Origin of the sequence: Corynebacterium sp. HMSC074C03 (assembly GCF_001838285.1) — a bacterium.
GTDB classification, from domain to species: domain Bacteria; phylum Actinomycetota; class Actinomycetes; order Mycobacteriales; family Mycobacteriaceae; genus Corynebacterium; species Corynebacterium amycolatum.
On record NZ_KV836238.1, the window covers coordinates 56,139 to 76,983 of the forward strand.

The following is a 20,845-nucleotide window of genomic DNA, read 5'->3' on the forward strand; positions in this document are numbered from 1 at the left end:
GACTCCCGGCTAACAGTCTTAAGGCAAGTGCGTATTACTTCAGGTTCTCGATAGCCTGCGGAACAACGTCGAACAGGTCACCGACGACACCGAAGTCAGCAATCTCGAACAGTGGAGCCTCTTCGTCCTTGTTGACCACAACGATGGTCTTGGAGGTCTGCATACCGGCCTTGTGCTGAATTGCACCGGAGATACCCAGAGCAAGGTAGAGGTCCGGGGAAACGGTCTTACCGGTCTGGCCGACCTGGAACTGACCCGGGTAGTAGCCAGCGTCAACAGCGGCACGGGAAGCACCAACAGCAGCGCCGAGAACGTCTGCCAGCGGCTCCACAACGTTCTTGAAGCCATCCTCGGATGCGACACCGCGGCCACCGGAAACAACCAGCTTAGCCTCGGTCAGCTCCGGACGGTCGCCGCCCTCAGCCGGTGCGAAGGAAACGATCTCGACAGCGTTGTTGCCGATCTCCGGGAATGCAATCTCAGTGACGTCAGCGGAACCGGACTTCTCCTCCGGGTCAACGGAACCCGGGCGCAGAGCGTAGACCGGGGATGCGCCGTAGCCGACACCGTCGACGATGTACTCGCCACCGAAGATGGAGTACTTAACGGAAGCGTCGTCGTTGATGGCAACAACGTCGGACAGCAGACCGGAACCGGTCAGTGCTGCAACGCGGCCAGCGATTTCCTTGCCGGTTGCGGAAGCGGAAACCAGCACCGGAACCTCACGCTCGGAGGCCAGGCCGACGAGAACGTCAACCTCAGGGGTGATCAGGTACTTAGCGGCATCGTCCGACTCAGCAGCGAGAATCTCGCCAGCGCCGTAGGAAGCCAGGGTCTCTGCAAAGCCAGCAGCGGTGCCCGGGGTGCCCACGACAACTGCAGCCGGGGTGCCGAATGCGGAAGCAGCAGTCAGCAGTTCAGCGGTGGTGTTCTTCAGCTCGCCATTTGCGTGCTCGACGAGAACGAGGACGTCGGTCATAGTGATCTTTCTCCTACTTGTATCTCTATTTGTCTTCTATTCGCGTCAAGCGCCTTAGATGAACTTCTGGGCCTTGAGGTACTCGGCCAGCTTGGCGCCGCCGTCTCCCTCATCGTTAATGCGCTCACCAGCGGTCTTAGCAGGCTTCGGAGTGGAGCCAGTGACACCGGTAGCAGCGTTTTCGAGACCAACCTGCTCTGCCTCAGCAGCAACATCGTCCAGGGTCAGCTCGGTGACCGGCTTCTTCTTAGCGGCCATGATGCCCTTGAAGGATGCGAAGCGCGGGCTGTTTGCCTTCTCAGTGACGGAGACGACTGCCGGCAGGGATGCCTTGAGCTGGTAGATGCCGTCTTCGACCTCGCGCTCACCGGTGATGGAGTCACCGTCGATAGCGACGGAACGCAGGTGAGTCAGAACCGGGAGGTCGCGGTAAACACCGAGGACAGCCGGAACGGATCCGGTGCCACCGTCAGTGGAGGCGTTGCCGGTGATGATGAGGTCAACATCCTCGAGGGTGTCAATGACGTTGGACAGAGCCCATGCAGTCTGGACTGCGTCAGAGCCCTCAAGTGCGTCGTCCGAAAGAATGACGGCGTCGTCAGCACCCATGGACAGAGCCTTGCGCAGTGCCTCGATGGCACGATCCGGGCCAACAGTTGCGACGGTAACGTTACCGCCGTGCTCTTCCTTCAGCTGCAGGGCAGCCTCAACAGCGTTCTCATTAATCTCGTCGAGAACTGCGTCTGCAGACTCACGATCGAGGACAAACTTGTCATCGGTGAGCTTACGCTCGGACCAGGTGTCCGGAACCTGCTTGACCAGAACCACAATGTTCGGCATTTTTCTGTCGTCCTTACTGGTTGATTACTGGTGAACGTTTATCTGACCTTACTTCGCAAGCCACCTCACAATAAAGTGAACCAGGCCACGCTCTAGGTCGTCTGTGTTGAAGATAACAGAACCTGTCGCCAATGCGAAGGTGATCCAGATAACAATGTCGTTATTTTTTTAAATTTTTTCTCACGCCACGAGCCCACCCCACCCGCTAACATGCCATTTCCGCATGTCAGAGGTTAATAATACGCAACCGATCGCAGTTGTCTCCGTGGTATTCGCCAACAGCAAACACCGATCCCCAACAGGCTACCCCCACCAATTTTCCGTCGTAACGCGGTCCTTAACCGACCTCTCGAGGCTCACAGATAAACGCCGTCGCGCTCCGCCCAATACGCGTGATCACCACCGCCAATGCCCTGGCACCTTTCAGCTTCCACTGCTTGCGCAACACGTCCGGGTTCACGTCCACACCGCGCACGAGAATCTCCGCCGCCCCGCAATCCAACGCCGCCAGCGCCTTGCGAACCTGCTTCAAACTCACTTGCTGAATAACTTCAAACCCGGCAGTGCCCTGTGGCAACGCATCACCGCTAAGATGCGCAATCCGTTCATCGAGCTGCCACAGCCCATGTGCCGCCGCAAAATGCCGCACCAGCCCGGCGCGCACGATTGCTCCGTCCGGGTCAATGATGTACCGACCGGCCGCCCGTACGTCGATGTCGTCAGGCATGGTGTCGTCGTATGTCTGCACGTTCACCGCCGACAACTCTAATGGCCTGTGCTTATCGACGGTCTGGACAACCATCGCCGACCGCGTTACGGATTGCCCCTCGGTAACTCTGACCAGCCCCGGCGTATATAGACACGCCTCCTTGACCGCACCGTCCACCGAAGTGACAGCCACTTCCCCGCTCCACTCGCTGAAGTCGAGCCCCGGCGCGCATTTGATAGCAAGTTCTCTATCTGGCCAGGCGGCTATGAGCGCCGGCAGCGACGGGAGCAAATCCTCCGGGTTGGTGATCCTACGCCCACCGGAACGGCGTGCAGGGTCAGCGACAATGACAGGTGCGTCAAAGGCCGGTTGCAAAGCATCGGCCTGCGCGAAGATGTTCTTGCCGACGTTATGCCGCGCCATGGCCAGCCGTGCAAGGTCGAGATCAGACCCGACAACGGTCAGACCCTCGTGGTCAATCGCTGCCACTTCAGTACCAATGGAGCAGGTCACATCGGCCACTGCTTCGATACCGAGAAGCGCAAGCCTACGAGCGCGAGCCAGCGCGACGACAAAGGGCGTGGCCTGTTGCGCTGCTTCGGAAGAGAAAATCCAGTCCCCTGGCAGTTTGCTGACCGCCGAACGCCGAGCCGTTGCGACTTCAATGACCGCGCGACCAAACTCGCCACAGTGTTGGCGTAGATGCGCGGAGTCTGCAATCAGAGACTTTTTAGTAAGCGCGAGTTGGTCGGCCTCATCTAGCCACTCCGGGTGAGCCGCAACAGCGGCTACCTCTGCAGCGGACAGGGACACTCGTTATCTCCTTCCAATTAGGGGTTAGCCGATTAGCGGGGTTGAGTAGTCGATTAACGGTTCATACCTTTTCGCAAATGCCCCATGTGGGTGGCAACGGCAAAGTACTCATCCATAAAAGGTTCCCCGAGGAAGTCACTACTGGTGCGTCGCACCGGAGTGTTTCTAGCTGCCTCGAGAGCCTCCGCCACAGTACTGACACCGTCCAAGCGAGTCAGTTGCGCCCAGGTCGGAGGCATGAGGCCAAGTAATCCACGGCGCCATCCATCCAAAATCGTAGTCGGGCGGAACCAACCCGAAGATGACGCCTCAGAGGTGTCACCGTCGGCCCTTTGACCGTCGGGAAGTGCGGCGAGGAAGAAATAGGTGTCGTAGCGAATGGGGTTGGATTCGGGTGTCACCCAGTTAGCCCAAGGACTGACGAGTTCGGCATCGAGCACCAAATTTTCATTGCTAAGGAAATCCGTCAATGACAACTCGTGGGCTTCCAACTGCCGTCGCTGACGGTGGAAGCGGTGGCCATCTGCGACAATCTCACCGCCAGCATCGCGAACCAACAGAGTGCCTGTTTCCTCAAAGGTCTCACGCACGGCCGCGCAGGTGAGCGCGTGCGCCCGCGCGCGGTCGACGTTAAAAGCCTGCGCGATCCGCGACTCGGGGTCGGCCTCCGACAGCTCGGTCACGGTCATGCCCTCATTCGCGACAGCGGGGAAATCACGTCGGTCTACTCCACCGCCGGGAAACACGGTCATATTGGCCGCAAAGCGCATTGAGGACACGCGTTCTTGAACGTAGACCTCGAGCCCGCAGTGGGTGTCACGGAGCAGCAATACAGTCGCTGCCAGTTTCGGCGACGCGGGCGTATTCGGAGTTTCAGGTGTCGGAACCGCCATGAGCGCCTACTTCTTCCGGTGCTTTCCAGCAGGCCGTGCCCGGCGCGCAAAGTAGCGATCATCGATGCGATCGACGACGATTTCCTGGTGGAAAGCCTTGGTCAGGTTCTCACTGGTCAGGACGTCGTCAATAAGCCCCTGTGCAATGACATTGCCTTCGTCAAGGAGCATCGCATGGGTGAAGCCGTACGGAATCTCTTCCGGGTGGTGCGTAATCATCACCATCGCCGGCGCATCCGGGTCGAGCGCGAGTTCGCCTAAGTAACCGACCAGGTCCTCACGACCGCCCAGGTCGAGCCCAGCGCCCGGCTCGTCGAGAAGCAGCAATTCAGGGTTGACCATCATGGCTCGTGCGATGAGCACGCGCTTTCGCTCTCCCTCACTGAGAGTTCCCCAGGTGCGGTCGGCAAGATGCTCAGCGCCCATGCGCTCGAGAATCTCGGAGAGCTGTTCGAAATCCATCTCTTCATAGGTCTCACGCCAGCGGCCCAAGACGGAGTAACTGGCGGAAATAACAAGGTCCGCGACCTTTTCATCATTGGGAATGCGGTGAGCAATCGACGACGACGTCAAACCGATCATGGTGCGCAAATCACGCATGTCGGTGCGACCAATCTGCTCTCCCATCACATGGGCCACCCCTGAAGACGGGAACTCCTCCGCTGCGGCAATGCGCATTAAAGAAGTCTTGCCTGCACCGTTCGGCCCCATGATGACCCAGCGCTCGTCAAGTTCTACTTGCCAATCCACCGGCCCGACCAGCGTACGGCCACCACGGATGAGGTGTACGTCGCGAAAGTCGATTAACAGATCTTCGTTAAAGTCTTCTTCCAATTCAGCCACACATCCATGGTGCCCTAACTTTGCCCAAATGTGCGCTCGGACATTCTCAACTATCCTCGATAGAGAGCAAATCGAGTTCACTCGAGATGGCTTTTGCTTCGATTTTCACCTAGCTCGCCGACAATTAGGAGAACGTCTTTTATGACTGGTCGAATCGGTATTGATGACATCCGTCCTCAAATCAACGGTGGTGCAACTCCATCGAAGGCCGTAGTGGGTGAAGTCGTCCCAACCTTCGCCGTCATTTGGCGAGAAGGCCACGACGCGATGAACGCTACGCTCAACGTTAAGGGGCCGAAGGAATCAGCTTTTGCTTCCCGCTCACAGCGCATTCCAATGCACTTTTCTGACCATGATCCAAATCAGGTCAATGCCACCTTCGTCCCAGACGTCCCCGGACTGTGGACCATTCGCATTGATGCCTGGTCAGACCCGATGGCAACATGGCGCAACGCTATCACCAAGAAGTTCGAGGCCGGTCAGAGCGAAGCTGAACTTTCTAATGATCTAGAAATTGGTGCCGCTCTCTTCGACCGCGCCGCCGCTGGTGCCGCTGCTATCCACCGCAACCACCTACGTTCCATCGCCGCAGGTCTGCGCGGCGACGGCGATCTTCGCGCCCGCATCGCAGCCGCACTTTCCGACGAGACCCGCGCCATTTTGCAGGCCCACCCGGTACGCGACCTTTTGACCCGCGGAAAGACCCGCAAGATCAAGGTTGACCGCCGCGAAGCCCTGTACTCCTCTTGGTACGAGTTCTTCCCCCGTTCTAACGGTGGTTACGGCGAAAACGGCGAGCTGCTGCACGGCACATTCAAGACCGCGGTTGCACAGCTTGATCGCGCACAGCGCATGGGCTTCGACACGGTCTATCTGCCACCGATTCATCCAATCGGTGAAATCAACCGCAAGGGTCGCAACAACACCCTGACCCCGGAACCGGGCGATGTCGGTTCTCCGTGGGCTATCGGCTCCGCAGAAGGTGGCCACGACGCCATCCACCCGAGCCTCGGTGACGAAAAGGACTTCAAGGAGTTCATCAAGGCTGCTAAGGAGCGCGATCTAGAGGTCGCTATCGACCTAGCGCTCCAGTGTGCACCGGACCATCCGTGGGCTAAGGCTCACCCGGAGTGGTTCACTGTGCTGCCGGACGGCACCATTGCCTACGCCGAGAATCCGCCGAAGAAGTACCAGGACATCTACCCGCTGAACTTCGACAACGATGCCAAGGGCCTGTACGCAGAGGTTCTGCGTGTAGTGAAGTTTTGGGTCAAGCGTGGAGTCAAGGTCTTCCGCGTGGACAACCCCCACACCAAGCCGGGCAACTTCTGGGAATGGCTGATTGAAACGGTTCACGAAACCAACCCGGAGGTCATCTTCCTCGCCGAGGCCTTCACTGCCCCGGCCCGTCTCTACGGCCTGGCCAAAGCTGGCTTCACTCAGTCCTACATCTACTTCCCGTGGAAGACTACGAAGGAAGAGCTGACCGAATTCGGCGAAGAGATTACCCGCCATGCGGACATCGCTCGCCCATCCCTATGGGTTAATACCCCAGATATTCTGCATGATTTCCTGGTCAAGGGCGGCCGTGGCGCCTTCGCTATCCGCGCCGCGCTGGCTTCAACCCTTTCTCCGCTGTGGGGCATGTACTCCGGCTTCGAGCTGTTTGAAAATGTCCCGGTCAAGGAGGGCTCCGAGGAGTACCTCGACAGCGAGAAGTACCAGCTCCGCAGCCGCGATTACGACCAGGCACTGGCGACCGGCAACTCGCTGGAACCGTTCATTGCCACGCTGAACAAGATTCGCCGGGAGCACCCGGCTCTGCAGCAGCTGCGCAACCTGCACTTCCACGACATCGACAATGACAACCTGCTGGCTTACTCGAAGCTCGATCCGGTCACCGGCGATGCCATCCTCGTTGTTCTCAACCTCGATCCATGGAATGCCCAGGAAGCTACCGTGCACCTCGACATGAATCGCATTGGACTCCGCAACCACGACCGCATGGATGTCACTGACCTGATTACCGGCAACCAGTTCAACTGGGGCAAGGACAACTACGTCCGCCTGGCACCGTGGGAAAACGTTGCGCACATCATCAAGCTGCCGGAAATCGATGTCAAGCTCCGCCACAAGTTGGCTTGGCGCAACGTCCCCGACTACGAGGGCTAGAACGCTTGCTGGGAACTTTCGGGGTTAGTGGGCCACTGACCTGACCACTGTCGCAACGATTCGTCGTTAGGCTGGCAGGTGAGCTAGCAGCCCACTGTCCCCTACCTCCCTCTATTTCTTTAGAACTGAACGCAACAACTTCACATTCACCTACCTAGAAACGCTTCGGAAGGACCTTCCATGGGAGCCCACACAGATCCCCGCCTCGCAATTGATTCCGGCGATATGGATCGCCTGCGCTACTGCACCCATCACGATCCGCACAGCATCTACGGCGCACACGTCGTGGACGGTGACACGGTAATTCGCACGAGGGTCTTCGGCGCTCAGGCAGTTACTATCGTCAGCACTCGCGGCGAATTTGAGGCGGAAAACCTGGGCGACGGTTTCTTTACCGCCCTCGTCCCAGGCGGCGATGACTTCGACTACCGCCTGCGTATTACGTGGGACTCCGGCGAAACCGTAGAGCGTGCCGACGGCTACCGTTTCCTCCCCACTATTGGCGCTGGTGACCTGCACCTAATCGGCGAGGGACGTCATGAGGACCTGTGGAAGGTTCTCGGTGCTCACCTTCGCAGTTACGACACCGAGTTGGGTACGGTCGAAGGCACCTCGTTTACTGTCTGGGCTCCGAATGCACGCGGCGTCGCCGTGGTCGGTGACTTCTGTATGTGGAACGGTGCGCAGTACCCAATGCGCTCTATGGGTGGCGCAGGTATCTGGGAACTGTTCATCCCGGGTGTTGGTGAGGGCGATGTCTACAAGTTCGCCATCACAACACCGGAGGGACAGCGCCGCGATAAGGCCGACCCGATGGCGCGTGCTGCGGAACTGCCACCAGCTACCGGATCAATCGTTGCGACCTCCGACTACACCTGGGGCGACCAAGCGTGGATGGAAAAGCGCGCTAACACAGACTGGACCGAAGAGCCCATCTCTATCTACGAGGTCCACTTGGGTTCCTGGAAACAGGGCCTGAGCTACGAGGTTATGGCGGAGAAGCTGGTGCGCTACGTGGTCGACATGGGCTACACCCATGTGGAATTCATGCCAGTATGCGAGCACCCGTTCACCGGTTCCTGGGGTTATCAGGTTTCCGGCTACTACGCTCCGACCAGCCGCTTCGGCACCCCAGATCAGTTCCGCGGTCTTGTTGATGCCTTCCACGCCGCTGGCATCGGTGTCATCATGGACTGGGTTCCGGGGCACTTCCCGAAGGACGAGTTCGCACTCGCCCGCTTCGATGGCACGGCTTGCTACGAGCACCCGGACTGGCGCCGCGGCGAGCAGCGAGACTGGGGCACCTACGTTTTCGACTTCGGCCGCAACGAGGTACGCAACTTCCTCTACGCCAACGCACTGTACTGGGCGGAAGAGTTCCACATCGACGGTCTGCGCGTCGACGCAGTGGCTTCCATGCTGTACCTGGACTACTCCCGCAATGAAGGCGAGTGGCTGCCGAACCAGTACGGTGGCCGTGAAAACCTCGATGCTGTTCAGTTCCTGCAGGAATTCAACGCCACTGTACACAAGCACAACCCGGGCTTCCTCACCGTGGCCGAAGAATCTACTTCCTGGCCGGGTGTGACCGCACCTACCGAACACGGTGGCTTGGGCTTCTCTATGAAGTGGAACATGGGCTGGATGAATGACACGCTGGAGTACTTCAGCAAGGAGCCGATTTACCGCTCCTACCACCACCATGAGCTCACCTTCGCTATGGTCTACGCCTACTCGGAAGAGTTCATTCTGCCGATTAGCCACGACGAGGTCGTGCACGGCAAGGGCTCGCTGTGGGAGCGCATGCCGGGCGGTGACTGGGATAAGGCCGCAGGCCTACGTACTTTCCTGACCTTCATGTGGGCGCACCCGGGCAAGCAGCTTCTATTCCAGGGTCAGGATCTTGGCCAGAACCACGAGTGGAACCACGATGAGTCCGTGGCTTGGGACAACCTCGAAGGTTGGGGCGGCGAATTCCACCGCGGCATTCAGCTGCTGGTTAAGGACATCAACGCCATCTACAAGGAAAACCCGGCGTTCTACACCCAGGATGACCGCCCAGAGGGATTCCAGTGGATTAACGCGGATGATTCCACAAACAATGTTGTGTCCTTTGTCCGTTATGGCACCGATGGCTCGGTCGTCGCCTGCGTCTATAATCTGTCGGGAACCACGCAGGAAATCTACAAGATTGGCGTACCGCGCGGTGGTCAATGGACGGAGATTCTGAACTCAAATGCATCACGTTACGAGGGCTCCGGCTACGGTGAAAACGGTACGGTAACCGCGGTCGAGCACGGTTGGAACGGCCAGGCTCACTCGATTGATTTGGTGCTGCCGGCCAACACCGCCGTTTGGCTGAAGTGGCAGGGCTAGTCCCGAATCCGCCCGAATAGAAGACAATCGCATAGGAATTGCCCGTGTTGCACGGTTTTCAGTGACCTGAGTTTCGGCCTGAAAACCTGACACACGGGCAATTTTGTTTTGGGGAGCGTATCCAGGTCCTATCCTCGGAACGGATTGAACCAGTCAGGTTCCAAAGATTCGTTGTAATTCGCAGAATCTGAATCATCGGTGTACGCGGATCCATCCATGCTGTCGGTTCCGATGCGATCCGGAATGCCGTCGCCATCCTCATCCGCGCTCCACGTCGCAGCCTGCTTGGCAGTCAGTGGCTTTCCATCCTCACCAAGGCGATTGTAATCCGGCAGAAGCGGGGCGATTTGGGAACCCAGCTGGCCGAGCAGGCCGTCGGTAAGCTCATTGAGTGGCACCCCATCAAAGCGCGTCGTAATTGCGTAAGCGATGGGTCCGGCCGCGGTGTACAAAATACCGTGATCATTAACGCCCTCGGCAGTGTCACCGGTCTTCTGTACCGCGGATCCGACGTACATCACAAACTTCTGCGAACCACCGTAAGTGAGGTAGGTCAATGCAGTTTGTGCCGTGTCCTTGGTAATGAAGTTGTGCTTTGAGGTGCCATCGGCCACTTCCTGGAGACGTGCCATGAACAGCGCAGCCTGAGAGGGAGTAAACCAGGACCGATCACCGCTGGGATTCGGGATGTTGAACTTGTTGCCCAGGTGGTAGCGCTTGTCATCAACACCGGCTTCCTTGATGGTTTTATTGACCTCGTCGAAACCCCCGACAGCGTCAATCAACCCATTCGCCGCGGTGTTGTCCGAATACCGCATCACGTATTGCAACAGCCCGTCGAGCGTGTATTGACCAGGACCAATCACGCTTCCGCCAACACCGTTGTCCCAATCGACCGTCACCGTCTTGTCTAGGTCATCGCCAAATTTCTTCAGCGCAGTAACCACCAACGGAGCCTTAATGGTCGATGCGGAGTACTCCTTCGTGTCCTCGCCTACCGACGCCGTGAGCCCCTTGTACGGACCGTCAATGACGCGCAAATAGGCGCCCAATTCAATGCCATAGTTGTCGGAGAAATTCTTAGCCGCGGTATCGAGGGCGTCCTGGGCATCAGGCCAGGCGACTTCCGCGGAAGCATCCCAACCGTTATCTGGAGCTTTTGGCTTTGCGGCAGCAGAGGTGGCCTTGGCCCCAGTGGCGTTTGAGCCATCGATGGTGCACCCCACCAACAGAGTCGAGGCCGAAAGCGCAACAAGGACCGAGGCGGAAGTAGCGCGAAGGGCTTTGGGGCGAAGTCGCATGCAAAACTCCTGGCTGCAGAAAACTGAAGACCGAAGGCACCTAGCGCAGTATGAACTGTCTGAGGTGAACAGGCGGATGAAAGGCAGTGGTAACTGCTGTAAACCACTATGAACTGTTGGAAGATTACCACCTTCCGAAAAATCTCGTTGCACTGGGGCGCAACTTTTGTGCAACAATGGATTAAATATAGACATGATTTAAAAAGTCAATGTCCAACGGTGCACCCAGGCAGTTGAGCTGCATATTTGATGCTTAATGCTTTAACGATGCCTCGTTCGAGACCGCTACTAGAAGTAGCGCACGGCACCGAAAATCGGAGGAAGTGAATCGCAATGGAGGAAAAGGTACATCGCTTGATGGACCGCATGCAGATTCGCCATGCCCATATGCGCAACACCTGGTACGGACCGGTGCTCTCCCCAGTTCTTCTCGTCGCAGGCTTCGCACTGCTCATTGTTGGCATTATCATTTTGCCAACTCCTGCCCCCGGATGGCTCTGCATCTTTGTTGCACTGGGAATTCTCTCGTTGGTGCATCCACCGACACGTCGCCTGAACATCTGGTTGGCAGCAAAATTGGACGCCTTTTACGCCTGGTATGCGCAGCGCCATGTGGCAATGAAAGCAACGCTTTTCCTGTTGCTGATGGCGTTTATGGCCGCTGTAATGGGCAGCGTCTACTACTTCATGGCTCCGGATGCCTGGCCGTACACCGATGCTTCTAGCTAGGAGCCTGTGCTTTCAAGGCTCCTAGTAAAGTGCTCCTAGTACAGTGCGCTAGCCATCCTCCGGCGCGCATCCAATGCCACTGGATCTGCGGTATCGAATAGCACAAGCAGCTCTAGTAGACGCGACTTGATGGCCTCACGATCATCGCCAAACACCTGCGGGAGCAACTTCAACAAACGATCGAGCGCCTTCGCCGGGTCGTCGACAAGCATCGTGACATCCGCGGCATCGAGGGCGAGCGCGACGTCCTTCGGCGCTGCGTCGGCTTTTGCAATTGGATCTGCACTGCGATCGATGTTGGCAGCGCGGGCGAAGAAGGACACATTCGCGTGAGCGCGCTTCAGACCCTGATTTGCGGGCTCGGACTGCAGCATAGCGTCATACAGCTCCAACGCCCCGTCGAAATTGCCCTCCTCGAGCAACTCTTCAGCCTGCTCCAAACGCGGGTCATCGGTGGGTACGGGATTGCCGAAGAAGTCAGTCGGCTCGGGAGCCTCCGGCTCGCTGCCCTCCCCAGCCATACGAGTTCCCGCCGGCAACCCCTTGAGACACCCCCGAGTGGCCTCCATAACCTGCGCCAGCCACTGTTCCAGCCAATCCCTGGTTTTCTCGCCTACAAACATGCCAATGGGACTGCCCATAGCCACGGCCGTGACTGTCGGCACTGCCTGCACACCGAATGCCTGGGCCAGCTGCGGATGCTCCTCAGCATCTGCCCACGCCAGAATCCAGTTCAAATTGGCCTCACGGGCCATGCCTTCTAGCTCAGCCCGAAGACGCAGCGAATCAGCTGCTCCCGCCATGCCGATTAAGACAATTACCGGTACCTGCTCCGAGCGCAGAACGACTTCTGCCTCAAGGGTCTGCGGGGCAATCTCCACCACAGGAGGAAGCCCGTCTCCCTGATCACTGGTTGCCCGCTCGATCTCCTCTCGGCGCTTACGTTCGGCTTCGGCGCGCTGGTGGAGCTGCTCCAAATCAACCGTACCGGGCGGTGGTGGCGGGGTCGAGCACTCGCGGTGACCGTGTGCTCCATGCGAGTGACCATGCGAATGGCCATGTGCGTGACCATGTCCAGCTGGCATCGTAAAAGGGTTCCTCTCCAGTGTCGTCGTAAAGCCTATGTAAAAACCTATGTAGAGCCTACGTGTCCAAGCCGAACAAGAGACTAGTCGGTAGCTTTTAGCGCATCCTCCACCGCATCGACTTTCGCACGCAGCTGCCCGGTGTACCCATTGCGAATGTCCGCTTTGATGACGAGAGAAGTGCGCGGACTGACACGGCTGACTGCTTCCGTGGCTCGCTTAACCACGTCCATCACCTCATCCCACTCGCCTTCAACAAGGGTGAACATGGCATTAGTTTCGTTGGGCAGGCCAGATTCGCGCACAACACGTACGGCTTCAGCAACGGCCTCAGCCATTCCCTGCTCAGGATCGGAGAAAGTGGGGGCAACAGAAAATGCGACAATCATGGCGCCGATAATAGCGAGTACTCTGGAAACTATGAGTGAGACACAGATTCCCGTTCCCCATAAGTACGTAGTCGCTGTTGATCACGTCGGCGTCGCAGTTCCAGATTTTGATGCCGCTATTGAGTGGTACCGCGCAAACCTGGGGTTCATCAACTACCACGATGAGGTCAATGAAGAGCAGGGCGTCCACGAGGCCATGGTCGGCCCGGCCGACAAGGTTGAAGGTGGCACTCTGGTTCAGATTCTCGCGCCGCTGAATGACCAGTCCACCATTGCAAAGTACCTGGACAAGAAGGGGCCGGGAATCCAGCAGTACGCAGTTCGCGTCACTGATCTGGAGGCTCTGATGGCACATCTGAAGGAGCAGGGCACCCGCGTGCTCTACCCGGAGCCGAAGATTGGCACCGCAGGTTCGCGCATCAACTTCATCCACCCGAAGGATGCCGGTGGTGTCCTGCTGGAGCTCGTTGAGCCGGCAAAGTAAATCTATCCCCAGCGGCGCGTGATAGTGCGGTGAGCTCTGTTGCGCCAGCAGTTAGTGTGCCAATGGCGCCGGTCATCGGCGCCTGCACCATAATCCTGTGGCCATGCCACGATGTGCGAGGTTCCAGGCATGATTTCCTGGTCGCACCCCGGACAGCGATAAACCTTATTGGACTGGCCAGCGCTGATGTTACGCACCGCAAAGTCCACGTCCTGCCAACCGGCAGGCCCGGATTCAGTGCGGGTGTTTTGAAAAGAACTGCCAAACGCGGGCAGGCTGCCGCGATTCTGGCCTTGGTTATTACGCCTGCCGCGTTGATTACCCCGTTGATTGCCGCGCCGCTTGTGGTTTCGCCTAGGCATGGCTAAAACAACCGCAATTCGTTGGACTCCAGGCCACGCAGCGCGTCGTAATCCACGGTCACACAGCGAATACCACGGTCCTCTGCCAGAGTCTTGGCCTGTGGCTTAATCTCCTGGGCAGCAAAAATCCCCTCCACCGGTGCCAGCAGCTCATCGCGGTTCAGCATCTCCAAGTAACGGGTTAGCTGCTCGACACCATCGATACCGCCCCGACGCTTAACCTCCACTGCTACAGTGGCTCCGTTTTCATCGCGGCCAAGCAGATCCACCGGCCCAATCGCGGTTGGGTATTCGCGCCGAATCAGGGTGTAGCCCTCGCCAAAAGTTGTGAACTGATCGGCAAGCAGCTCCTGTAGATGCGCTTCTACACCATCCTTCTCCAGGCCGGGATCCTCTCCCAGCTCGTAGGTGCTATCAGCTAACACCTTGCCGATAGTGATACGAAGCTGCTCGCCCTTCTTGTTCTCAACGACCCAAAGCTTTTCACCAGTGTCTTCACCCGACTCGTCGAAAATATCCTTCTCCGTCAGTGTGCACGGCGGTGTCATCCAGTTCAGAGGCTTATATGCACGGTCGTCGGCATGCACAGAGACAGACCCATCAGCTTTCACCAACAGCAAGCGCGGAGCATGAGGCAGATGGGCATTCAAGCGACCGACGTAGTCGACGGTGCATTCAGCAATCACAAGGCGCATTCCCCTACCCTAACGTGACTGCCGCGCGGGAGAAAACAATACCCGCTAGAGGCTTCGCAATAACCTGCTGTCGCAGCCTAGTACTGACTTCCCCGACCACGGTTATAAGCCGAACGAAAACGTCGCTCAATATCTGTAGGAAACTCACGAGTTTGGCGTGACGACGGCTTCGACTCCACCCACGCCACCAGCGCGGTGTCCGAGGACGAGTCCACGGCAAACTCCCACTCGGTATTTTCCCCCGATTTAATCCTGACTACCCGAAGCCCGGGCGCGAAAAAACCCGCCTCGATGTCAGTCGGATTTCGGCGATCCACAATAGCGACATCGTGACGGGCAAATTCGGCATCACAGCCAGGACGCAACGAACGTAGCTTGTACATCTTCAACGTCGACTCTGAATAAACCATGACGCCATGGCGCCAGTGACTGCCATCACCGGCAGGAAGACGACGAGCGATAACAGGGGTACCTTTTGCATGCAGGCTGGCAAAACGCCACAGGGCAAGCGCCCCGCCGACGATTAACATCGCACCGATAATCATGAGCATGATTGACATCATGGTTACGCTTGAAAACACTATCTGCCAGCCTCGCATCCGGGTGAATAGACGACGAACCTTGGTCCAAAAGCGCATTAGAGGCTTTTTACAAACCCTACCCGATTGTTGCACTGACATGAAAAATAACTAAGAAAAACGGGGCGGGGAGCTTGCAAGATTTCTCTTGCGAGCTCCCCGCCCCGTTTAAAGAAGCAGGAAGAATACGGTCGTGCGACCGGATGTTCAGGCGAACAGACTACTTGGTGGAAGCGCGACGAGCCGCGCGAACCTCCGACTCAGCCTGTGCCTTTACTGCAGGGTCATCCGAAGTCAGGTTGGACTCGGCCTCGGAGAGGTTAACCTCGTCAGCCCAGATTGCCTTATCCGCGAGGATCGAAACCTTCGAGGTAGACACGGAAATGAACCCACCCTGTACCGAAGCGACAAGAACCTTGCCGTCTGCGGTCTTGATGGTCACCGTACCGTTGTTGACCAGCTGGCCAAGCAACGGCTGGTGTCCGGGCAGCACGCCGATCTCACCCTCGGTGGTCTGAGCAGAGACCAAAGTGGCCTTGCCCTTCCAGAGCGGTCGCTCAACAGCAACCAGTTCAGCGGTGATTTCAGCCATGAGGATGCCCCTTACTTCTTCTGCATTTCAGCGTACTTCTTCTCGACATCGTCGAGGCCACCCAGGCCGTCGAAGGCCATCTCCGGGTAGTTGTCGAAGTCGCCCTTGCAGATGCGGTCGAAGGCAACAATGGTGTCCTTCAGCGGGACGTACGAACCAGGCAGACCCGTGAACTTCTCAGCAACGAAGAAGTTCTGACCCAAGAATCGCTGGATACGACGTGCACGCTGCACGGTCACCTTGTCCTCCTCAGACAGCTCGTCCATACCGAGGATGGCGATGATGTCCTGGAGTTCCTTGTTTTTCTGCAGGATGTTAATAACCTGCTGGGCAACGCGGTAGTGCTCCTCGCCGACGATCGACGGCTCGAGGATACGAGAAGTCGAAGTCAGCGGGTTCACTGCCGGGTAAATACCCTTCGATGCAATCGAGCGGTCGAGCTCGGTGGTTGCATCGAGGTGGGCGAAGGTCGTTGCCGGAGCCGGGTCGGTGTAGTCATCGGCAGGCACGTAGACGGCCTGCAGAGAGGTAATCGAACGGCCCTTGGTGGACGTAATGCGCTCCTGCAGAACACCCATCTCGTCAGCCAGGGTCGGCTGGTAACCCACGGCGGAAGGCATACGACCCAGCAGGGTCGAAACCTCAGAACCGGCCTGGGTGAAACGGAAGATGTTGTCAATGAAGAGCAGCACGTCCTGGTGCTGAACATCGCGGAAGTACTCTGCCATGGTCAGACCCGACAGCGCGACGCGCATACGGACTCCCGGAGGCTCGTCCATCTGACCGAAGACGAGGGCGGTGTCCTGGAGAACGCCCATCTCTTCCATTTCCAGGAAGAGGTCGGTGCCCTCACGGGTACGCTCACCAACACCGGCGAAGACCGAAGTACCGGAGAACTCGCGTGCAATACGCGTAATCATCTCCTGGATCAGAACGGTCTTACCGACACCGGCACCACCGAACAGACCAATCTTGCCGCCCTTAACGTACGGGGTCAGCAGGTCGATGACCTTAATACCGGTTTCGAGAATCTCGGTCTTACCCTCGAGCTGGTCGAAGGCCGGCGGCTCACGGTGGATGCCCCACTGCTCACCATCGCGACCCAGGCCCGGCTCGTCCAGGCAGTCGCCCATTGCGTTAAAGACGTGACCCTTGACGACGTCACCAACCGGAACCGAAATCGGCTTACCGGTGTCCTTGACCTCTGCACCGCGGACCAGGCCGTCGGTCGGAGCCATAGCAATGGTACGAACCATGTTGTCACCGAGGTGCTGTGCAGTCTCGAGGACAATGGTCTTGGCGACCGACGGAAGGGAAACTTCCACGGTCAGCGCGTTGTAAAGTGCCGGCAGTTCGTTACGCGGGAACTCCACGTCGACGACGGCACCGATGACACGCACAACACGGCCCACAGCCGTGGTGGTGTTCTGCTCACTTAGAGCTGTGCTCATATCTAGTCACTTTCTCCGCTGTCGTCGAGCGCACCGGCGCCACCGACGATTTCTGTGATTTCCTGGGTAATCTGTGCCTGACGTGCCTGGTTAGCAACACGCGAGAGGTCCTTGACCAGCTCGGTAGCGTTGTCCGTCGCAGACTTCATAGCGTTACGACGGGCAGCGGACTCAGAGGCAGCGGCCTCGAGCATCACTGCGAACAGGGTGCGGGACACGTACTGCGGCAGAAGCTCTGCCAACAGGGTGTCTGCATCAGGCTCGAATTCATAGTCCGGATTGAGGTCATCTGATCCATCGGACAGCATGTCCTCGCCCTGAGCAATCTCGACATCCTCGTACACAGGCTCAATCGGGAGCATCTGGTGTGCACGCGGAATCTGAGAAAGCATGGACACGAATTCCGTGTAGACAACGTGGACCTGGTCAAAGCCCTGAACGGCCTCGCCGTTGGTGCCACGCAGGCCTTCGCGGTACTTGGCAGTGCCCTCGGCCGTAGCGTTGAAACCATCAATGAGGTGACGACGCACGTCGTGGGTTGCGGCGTAGTCCGGATCCTGGGAGAAGCCCTCCCACGTACCGGCGAGCTCGACACCACGGAAGTCGTAGTAGTCGGTGCCCTTACGGCCAGTCACGTAGAGAACGACCTCATGTCCCTGCTCTTCCAGAGCGGTACGCAGCTCTGCAGCTTTCTTCAGGACGTTGTGGTTGTAGCCGCCACACATGCCGCGGTCACTGGTAACAACCAGGACTGCAACACGCTGGTTACCCTCACGCTCTACGAGCATCGGGTGATCCAACGACGAAGCCGATGCGAGACGTCCGATGACCTTCTCGATTTCGTCGGCGTACGGCTGGGAGTCTGCCACGCGACGCTGCGCCTTGGTAATGCGCGAGGTTGCGATAAGCTCCTGGGCCTTGGTGATCTTCTTGGTCGAGTTCACCGACTTGATTCGGGCTCGAAGTTCACGAAGATTCGCCATGTCCTATTCCCTCCCTTCAATTGCGAAAACGGTCATTGAATAGCTCAACCTGCCTAGTTCTGGGCAGTCTTGCGGGAGACCGTAATCTGCTGCTTCTTGAGCTCGTCCTCGTCGAGTGCCTCGACCGGGGCCTCGGAAGCCAGCGGTGCGCCCTCAGAAGTCTGGAAGGACTTCTTGAAGTTAGCGGTAGCGGACTTCAGAGCAGCCTTGGACTCGTCAGAGAAGGCAACGCCGCCGTCAATCTGCTCGAAGACTGCAGGCTGAGTGTCCTGCAGGTGCTCAAGCAGCTCGGACTCGAAGCGACGGACATCCTCAACCGGGACATCGTCGAATTCGCCCTCACCAGCGAGGTAGATGGAGGTCATCTGGTACTCGACCGGCTGCGGGTGGTTTTCCTTCTGCTTCAGCAGCTCAACCAGACGCTGACCGCGCTCCAGCTGACGCTTGGAGGCATCGTCCAGGTCGGAAGCGAACATTGCGAATGCTTCCAGGTCGCGGTAGGACGCGAGGTCCAGACGCAGGTTACCGGAAACCTTCTTCATGCCCTTGGTCTGTGCGGCACCACCAACACGGGAAACCGACACACCGACGTTAATAGCCGGGCGGACACCCTGGTTGAACAGGTCGGACTCGAGGAAGACCTGGCCGTCGGTAATGGAAATGACGTTGGTCGGAATGAAGGCCGACACGTCGTTTGCCTTGGTCTCGATGATCGGCAGTGCGGTCAGCGAGCCTGCACCCATGTCGTCGGAGAGCTTCGCAGCACGCTCCAGCAGACGGGAGTGGAGGTAGAAGACGTCACCCGGGTAAGCTTCGCGTCCCGGCGGGCGACGCAGCAGCAGTGAGATGGCACGGTAGGCCTCTGCCTGCTTAGTCAGATCATCGTAAATGACCAGGACGTGCTTGCCCTGGTACATCCAGTGCTGACCCAGTGCGGCGCCTGCGAATGGTGCAAGCCACTTGAAGCCTGCGGCATCCGACGCCGGGGCAGCAACGATGGTGGTGTACTCGAGTGCGCCCTGCTCTTCGAGGGTCTGACGCACACCAGCAATAGTGGAGCCCTTCTGACCGATAGCAACGTAGATGCATCGCACCTGCTTGCTCGGGTCACCGGACTCCCAGTTAGCCTTCTGGTTCAAAATGGTGTCCAGGCAGACCGCGGTCTTACCGGTCTTACGGTCACCAATGATCAGCTGACGCTGACCACGACCAATTGGGGTCATTGCGTCGATGGCCTTAATACCAGTAGCCATCGGCTCTTCAACCGGCTGACGCTGCAGCACGGTCGGTGCCTGCAGCTCGAGGACGCGGTCCTCTTCAGCCTCAATGTCGCCCAGGCCGTCAATCGGCTGGCCCAGGGGGTTAATTACGCGACCGAGGAACTTGTCCCCGACCGGAATCGAAAGGACGTCACCCGTCCGCTTTACCTCGTCACCCTCTTTAAGCGACTCGAAGTTACCCAGCACCACAACGCCGACCTTGTCGGTGTCGAGGTTCTGAGCGACGCCAATGACGCCGCCCGGGAACTCCAGAAGCTCATTCGTCATGACCGACGGCATTCCCGAAACCTGGGCGATACCATCAGCTGCACTGATAACAACGCCAACCTCCTCGCGGGAGGCCTCCGGGGAGTAGCTCGAGGTGTAGTTCGCAATCGCGCTACGGATCTCGTCGGAGGAGATCGTCAGCTCCGCCATGTTCTTCCTGCTCTCGGTAATATTCTTCCAGTGATTAATCGTCTAAACCATCCGTCAGCCGAGGCCGACGCGCAGCTTCTCAAGCTTTGTTGAAAGGCTACCGTCGATGACCTCGTCGCCAACCCGGATGACCAGTCCACCGAGAATCGACTTATCGATCACGGTGTGGATGGACATCGCCTTGCCGTAGACTCGGCCGAGCTTGTCCGCCAGTGCTCGCTCTTGCTCGTCAGAGACGGCCGTGGCACTGGTCACGCGAGCGACGACGTGGTTCCGCAGGCCGGCGGCTAGCCGGGACAGGGAGTCAATGTCGTCCGCGGGGCGCTTGGATGGGCGACCAACAGCCTGCAGTGCCAGGGTCTCGGTCACGGAAGTGACCTTGCCGTACAGCACAGAGGCGAGGAGCCCACGCTTGGCTTCGGGGGTTGCGGCCTTGTCGGCCAGCAGCTGTTCAAGCTGCGACTGCTCAGCCAGGATGTGTCCCAGTTGGAACAGCTCAGACTCAACAGTCTCAAGCTGTCCCTGGCCTTCGGCAGAGCGAAGGAGGGCGCGACGGCCCAGCTCTACCAAACCCTCACGCATTTCACGCGGGGTGGACCATACCTGCGCGGCAGCATCCACGACGAGGTTAAGAGTCGTCTCAGATACCTTGCCCGCGAACAGGCTCCGGACAAGGCCGGAACGCTGTTCCGCAGTCGCCGAGGTGTCGGCGACAGCGACACGCAGGCCGCGGTCGGAGTCCAGGACCTCGACGATGTCGAAAAGCTCGGAACCAGTCTGAGCAGCCTGAGCAACAGCAACATTGTCGCCGCCGATAGCGGCGTCCAGTCGCTGGCTAAGGGCTGCCAGGGATTCGCGGCTTGCTGCGTGCATG

The 20,845-nt window shown here is 58.4% G+C and carries 19 protein-coding genes; 4 read left to right on the forward strand and 15 right to left on the reverse strand.

The genetic code is table 11. The annotated features are described in order from the left end of the window. Nucleotides 1-34 precede the first annotated feature (34 nt). The 5 genes from HMPREF2847_RS07800 to HMPREF2847_RS07820 form a co-directional block, all read right to left on the reverse strand. Nucleotides 35-979: an electron transfer flavoprotein subunit alpha/FixB family protein gene (locus tag HMPREF2847_RS07800; protein ID WP_038628515.1), complete on the reverse strand. Its 945-nt coding sequence runs from the start codon at nt 977-979 to the stop codon at nt 35-37. 54 nt (nt 980-1,033) lie between these two features. Next, entirely contained in the window at nt 1,034-1,819 is a 786-nt protein-coding gene (locus HMPREF2847_RS07805) for an electron transfer flavoprotein subunit beta/FixA family protein (protein ID WP_049172072.1), read from the reverse strand. Nucleotides 1,820-2,156: 337 nt separating this feature from the next. Continuing rightward, nucleotides 2,157-3,341, reverse strand: a complete 1,185-nt coding sequence (locus tag HMPREF2847_RS07810; protein ID WP_070852045.1) for a THUMP-like domain-containing protein — start codon at nt 3,339-3,341, stop codon at nt 2,157-2,159. A gap of 53 nt (nt 3,342-3,394) precedes the next feature. Beyond that, nucleotides 3,395-4,234, reverse strand: a complete 840-nt coding sequence (locus HMPREF2847_RS07815; protein ID WP_070852046.1) for an NUDIX hydrolase — start codon at nt 4,232-4,234, stop codon at nt 3,395-3,397. A 6-nt stretch (nt 4,235-4,240) separates the two neighbouring features. After that, nucleotides 4,241-5,077: an ABC transporter ATP-binding protein gene (locus tag HMPREF2847_RS07820; RefSeq protein ID WP_038628508.1), complete on the reverse strand. Its 837-nt coding sequence runs from the start codon at nt 5,075-5,077 to the stop codon at nt 4,241-4,243. Nucleotides 5,078-5,218: 141 nt separating this feature from the next. On the opposite strand from HMPREF2847_RS07820, the gene HMPREF2847_RS07825 reads away from it, so the two are divergent. Further along, complete coding sequence (locus HMPREF2847_RS07825; RefSeq protein ID WP_048735273.1) at nt 5,219-7,249, forward strand: alpha-1,4-glucan--maltose-1-phosphate maltosyltransferase; 2,031 nt, start codon at nt 5,219-5,221, stop codon at nt 7,247-7,249. Between the two features lie 180 nt (nt 7,250-7,429). Then, nucleotides 7,430-9,625: a 1,4-alpha-glucan branching protein GlgB gene (glgB, locus tag HMPREF2847_RS07830; protein WP_070852047.1), complete on the forward strand. Its 2,196-nt coding sequence runs from the start codon at nt 7,430-7,432 to the stop codon at nt 9,623-9,625. Nucleotides 9,626-9,753: 128 nt separating this feature from the next. On the opposite strand, the gene HMPREF2847_RS07835 is transcribed toward glgB, so the two are convergent. Further along, nucleotides 9,754-10,926 carry a serine hydrolase gene (locus HMPREF2847_RS07835; RefSeq protein ID WP_048735267.1) on the reverse strand — a complete coding sequence of 391 codons (1,173 nt, stop codon included), beginning with the start codon at nt 10,924-10,926 and terminating at the stop codon, nt 9,754-9,756. 333 nt (nt 10,927-11,259) lie between these two features. On the opposite strand from HMPREF2847_RS07835, the gene HMPREF2847_RS07840 reads away from it, so the two are divergent. Further along, nucleotides 11,260-11,655, forward strand: coding sequence for a TIGR02611 family protein (locus HMPREF2847_RS07840; protein WP_038628495.1), 396 nt, complete (start codon nt 11,260-11,262; stop codon nt 11,653-11,655). A gap of 35 nt (nt 11,656-11,690) precedes the next feature. On the opposite strand, the gene HMPREF2847_RS07845 is transcribed toward HMPREF2847_RS07840, so the two are convergent. Together HMPREF2847_RS07845 and HMPREF2847_RS07850 are read right to left on the reverse strand one after the other, a co-directional pair. Beyond that, nucleotides 11,691-12,740, reverse strand: coding sequence for a co-chaperone YbbN (locus HMPREF2847_RS07845; protein WP_070852048.1), 1,050 nt, complete (start codon nt 12,738-12,740; stop codon nt 11,691-11,693). A gap of 83 nt (nt 12,741-12,823) precedes the next feature. Further along, nucleotides 12,824-13,129, reverse strand: coding sequence for a thiamine-binding protein (locus HMPREF2847_RS07850; protein ID WP_038628488.1), 306 nt, complete (start codon nt 13,127-13,129; stop codon nt 12,824-12,826). A 31-nt stretch (nt 13,130-13,160) separates the two neighbouring features. Here HMPREF2847_RS07850 and mce point away from each other — a divergent pair, with 31 nt between their 5' ends. After that, complete coding sequence (gene mce, locus HMPREF2847_RS07855) at nt 13,161-13,613, forward strand: methylmalonyl-CoA epimerase (RefSeq protein ID WP_005509354.1); 453 nt, start codon at nt 13,161-13,163, stop codon at nt 13,611-13,613. Between the two features lie 364 nt (nt 13,614-13,977). Here the strand turns inward: mce and nucS are convergent, their stop codons facing one another. The 7 genes from nucS to HMPREF2847_RS07895 all read right to left on the reverse strand — a co-directional run bounded on the left by nucS (nt 13,978) and on the right by HMPREF2847_RS07895 (nt 20,844). Next, on the reverse strand, nt 13,978-14,670 hold the full coding sequence (nucS, locus tag HMPREF2847_RS07865) for an endonuclease NucS (protein ID WP_070852050.1): 693 nt from the start codon (nt 14,668-14,670) through the stop codon (nt 13,978-13,980). A gap of 77 nt (nt 14,671-14,747) precedes the next feature. Continuing rightward, a complete protein-coding gene (locus HMPREF2847_RS07870) occupies nt 14,748-15,251 on the reverse strand; it encodes a DUF2550 domain-containing protein (protein ID WP_070852051.1) in 504 nt (167 codons plus the stop codon). Nucleotides 15,252-15,468: 217 nt separating this feature from the next. Beyond that, on the reverse strand, nt 15,469-15,840 hold the full coding sequence (locus HMPREF2847_RS07875) for a F0F1 ATP synthase subunit epsilon (RefSeq protein ID WP_038628479.1): 372 nt from the start codon (nt 15,838-15,840) through the stop codon (nt 15,469-15,471). A gap of 11 nt (nt 15,841-15,851) precedes the next feature. After that, a complete protein-coding gene (gene atpD / locus HMPREF2847_RS07880) occupies nt 15,852-17,291 on the reverse strand; it encodes a F0F1 ATP synthase subunit beta (RefSeq protein ID WP_038628477.1) in 1,440 nt (479 codons plus the stop codon). A 2-nt stretch (nt 17,292-17,293) separates the two neighbouring features. Further along, nucleotides 17,294-18,274: a F0F1 ATP synthase subunit gamma gene (locus HMPREF2847_RS07885; protein WP_048735250.1), complete on the reverse strand. Its 981-nt coding sequence runs from the start codon at nt 18,272-18,274 to the stop codon at nt 17,294-17,296. 53 nt (nt 18,275-18,327) lie between these two features. Then, nucleotides 18,328-19,971 carry a F0F1 ATP synthase subunit alpha gene (gene atpA, locus HMPREF2847_RS07890; RefSeq protein ID WP_048735247.1) on the reverse strand — a complete coding sequence of 548 codons (1,644 nt, stop codon included), beginning with the start codon at nt 19,969-19,971 and terminating at the stop codon, nt 18,328-18,330. A 54-nt stretch (nt 19,972-20,025) separates the two neighbouring features. Beyond that, nucleotides 20,026-20,844 carry a F0F1 ATP synthase subunit delta gene (locus tag HMPREF2847_RS07895; RefSeq protein ID WP_048735245.1) on the reverse strand — a complete coding sequence of 273 codons (819 nt, stop codon included), beginning with the start codon at nt 20,842-20,844 and terminating at the stop codon, nt 20,026-20,028. Nucleotide 20,845 lies beyond the last annotated feature (1 nt).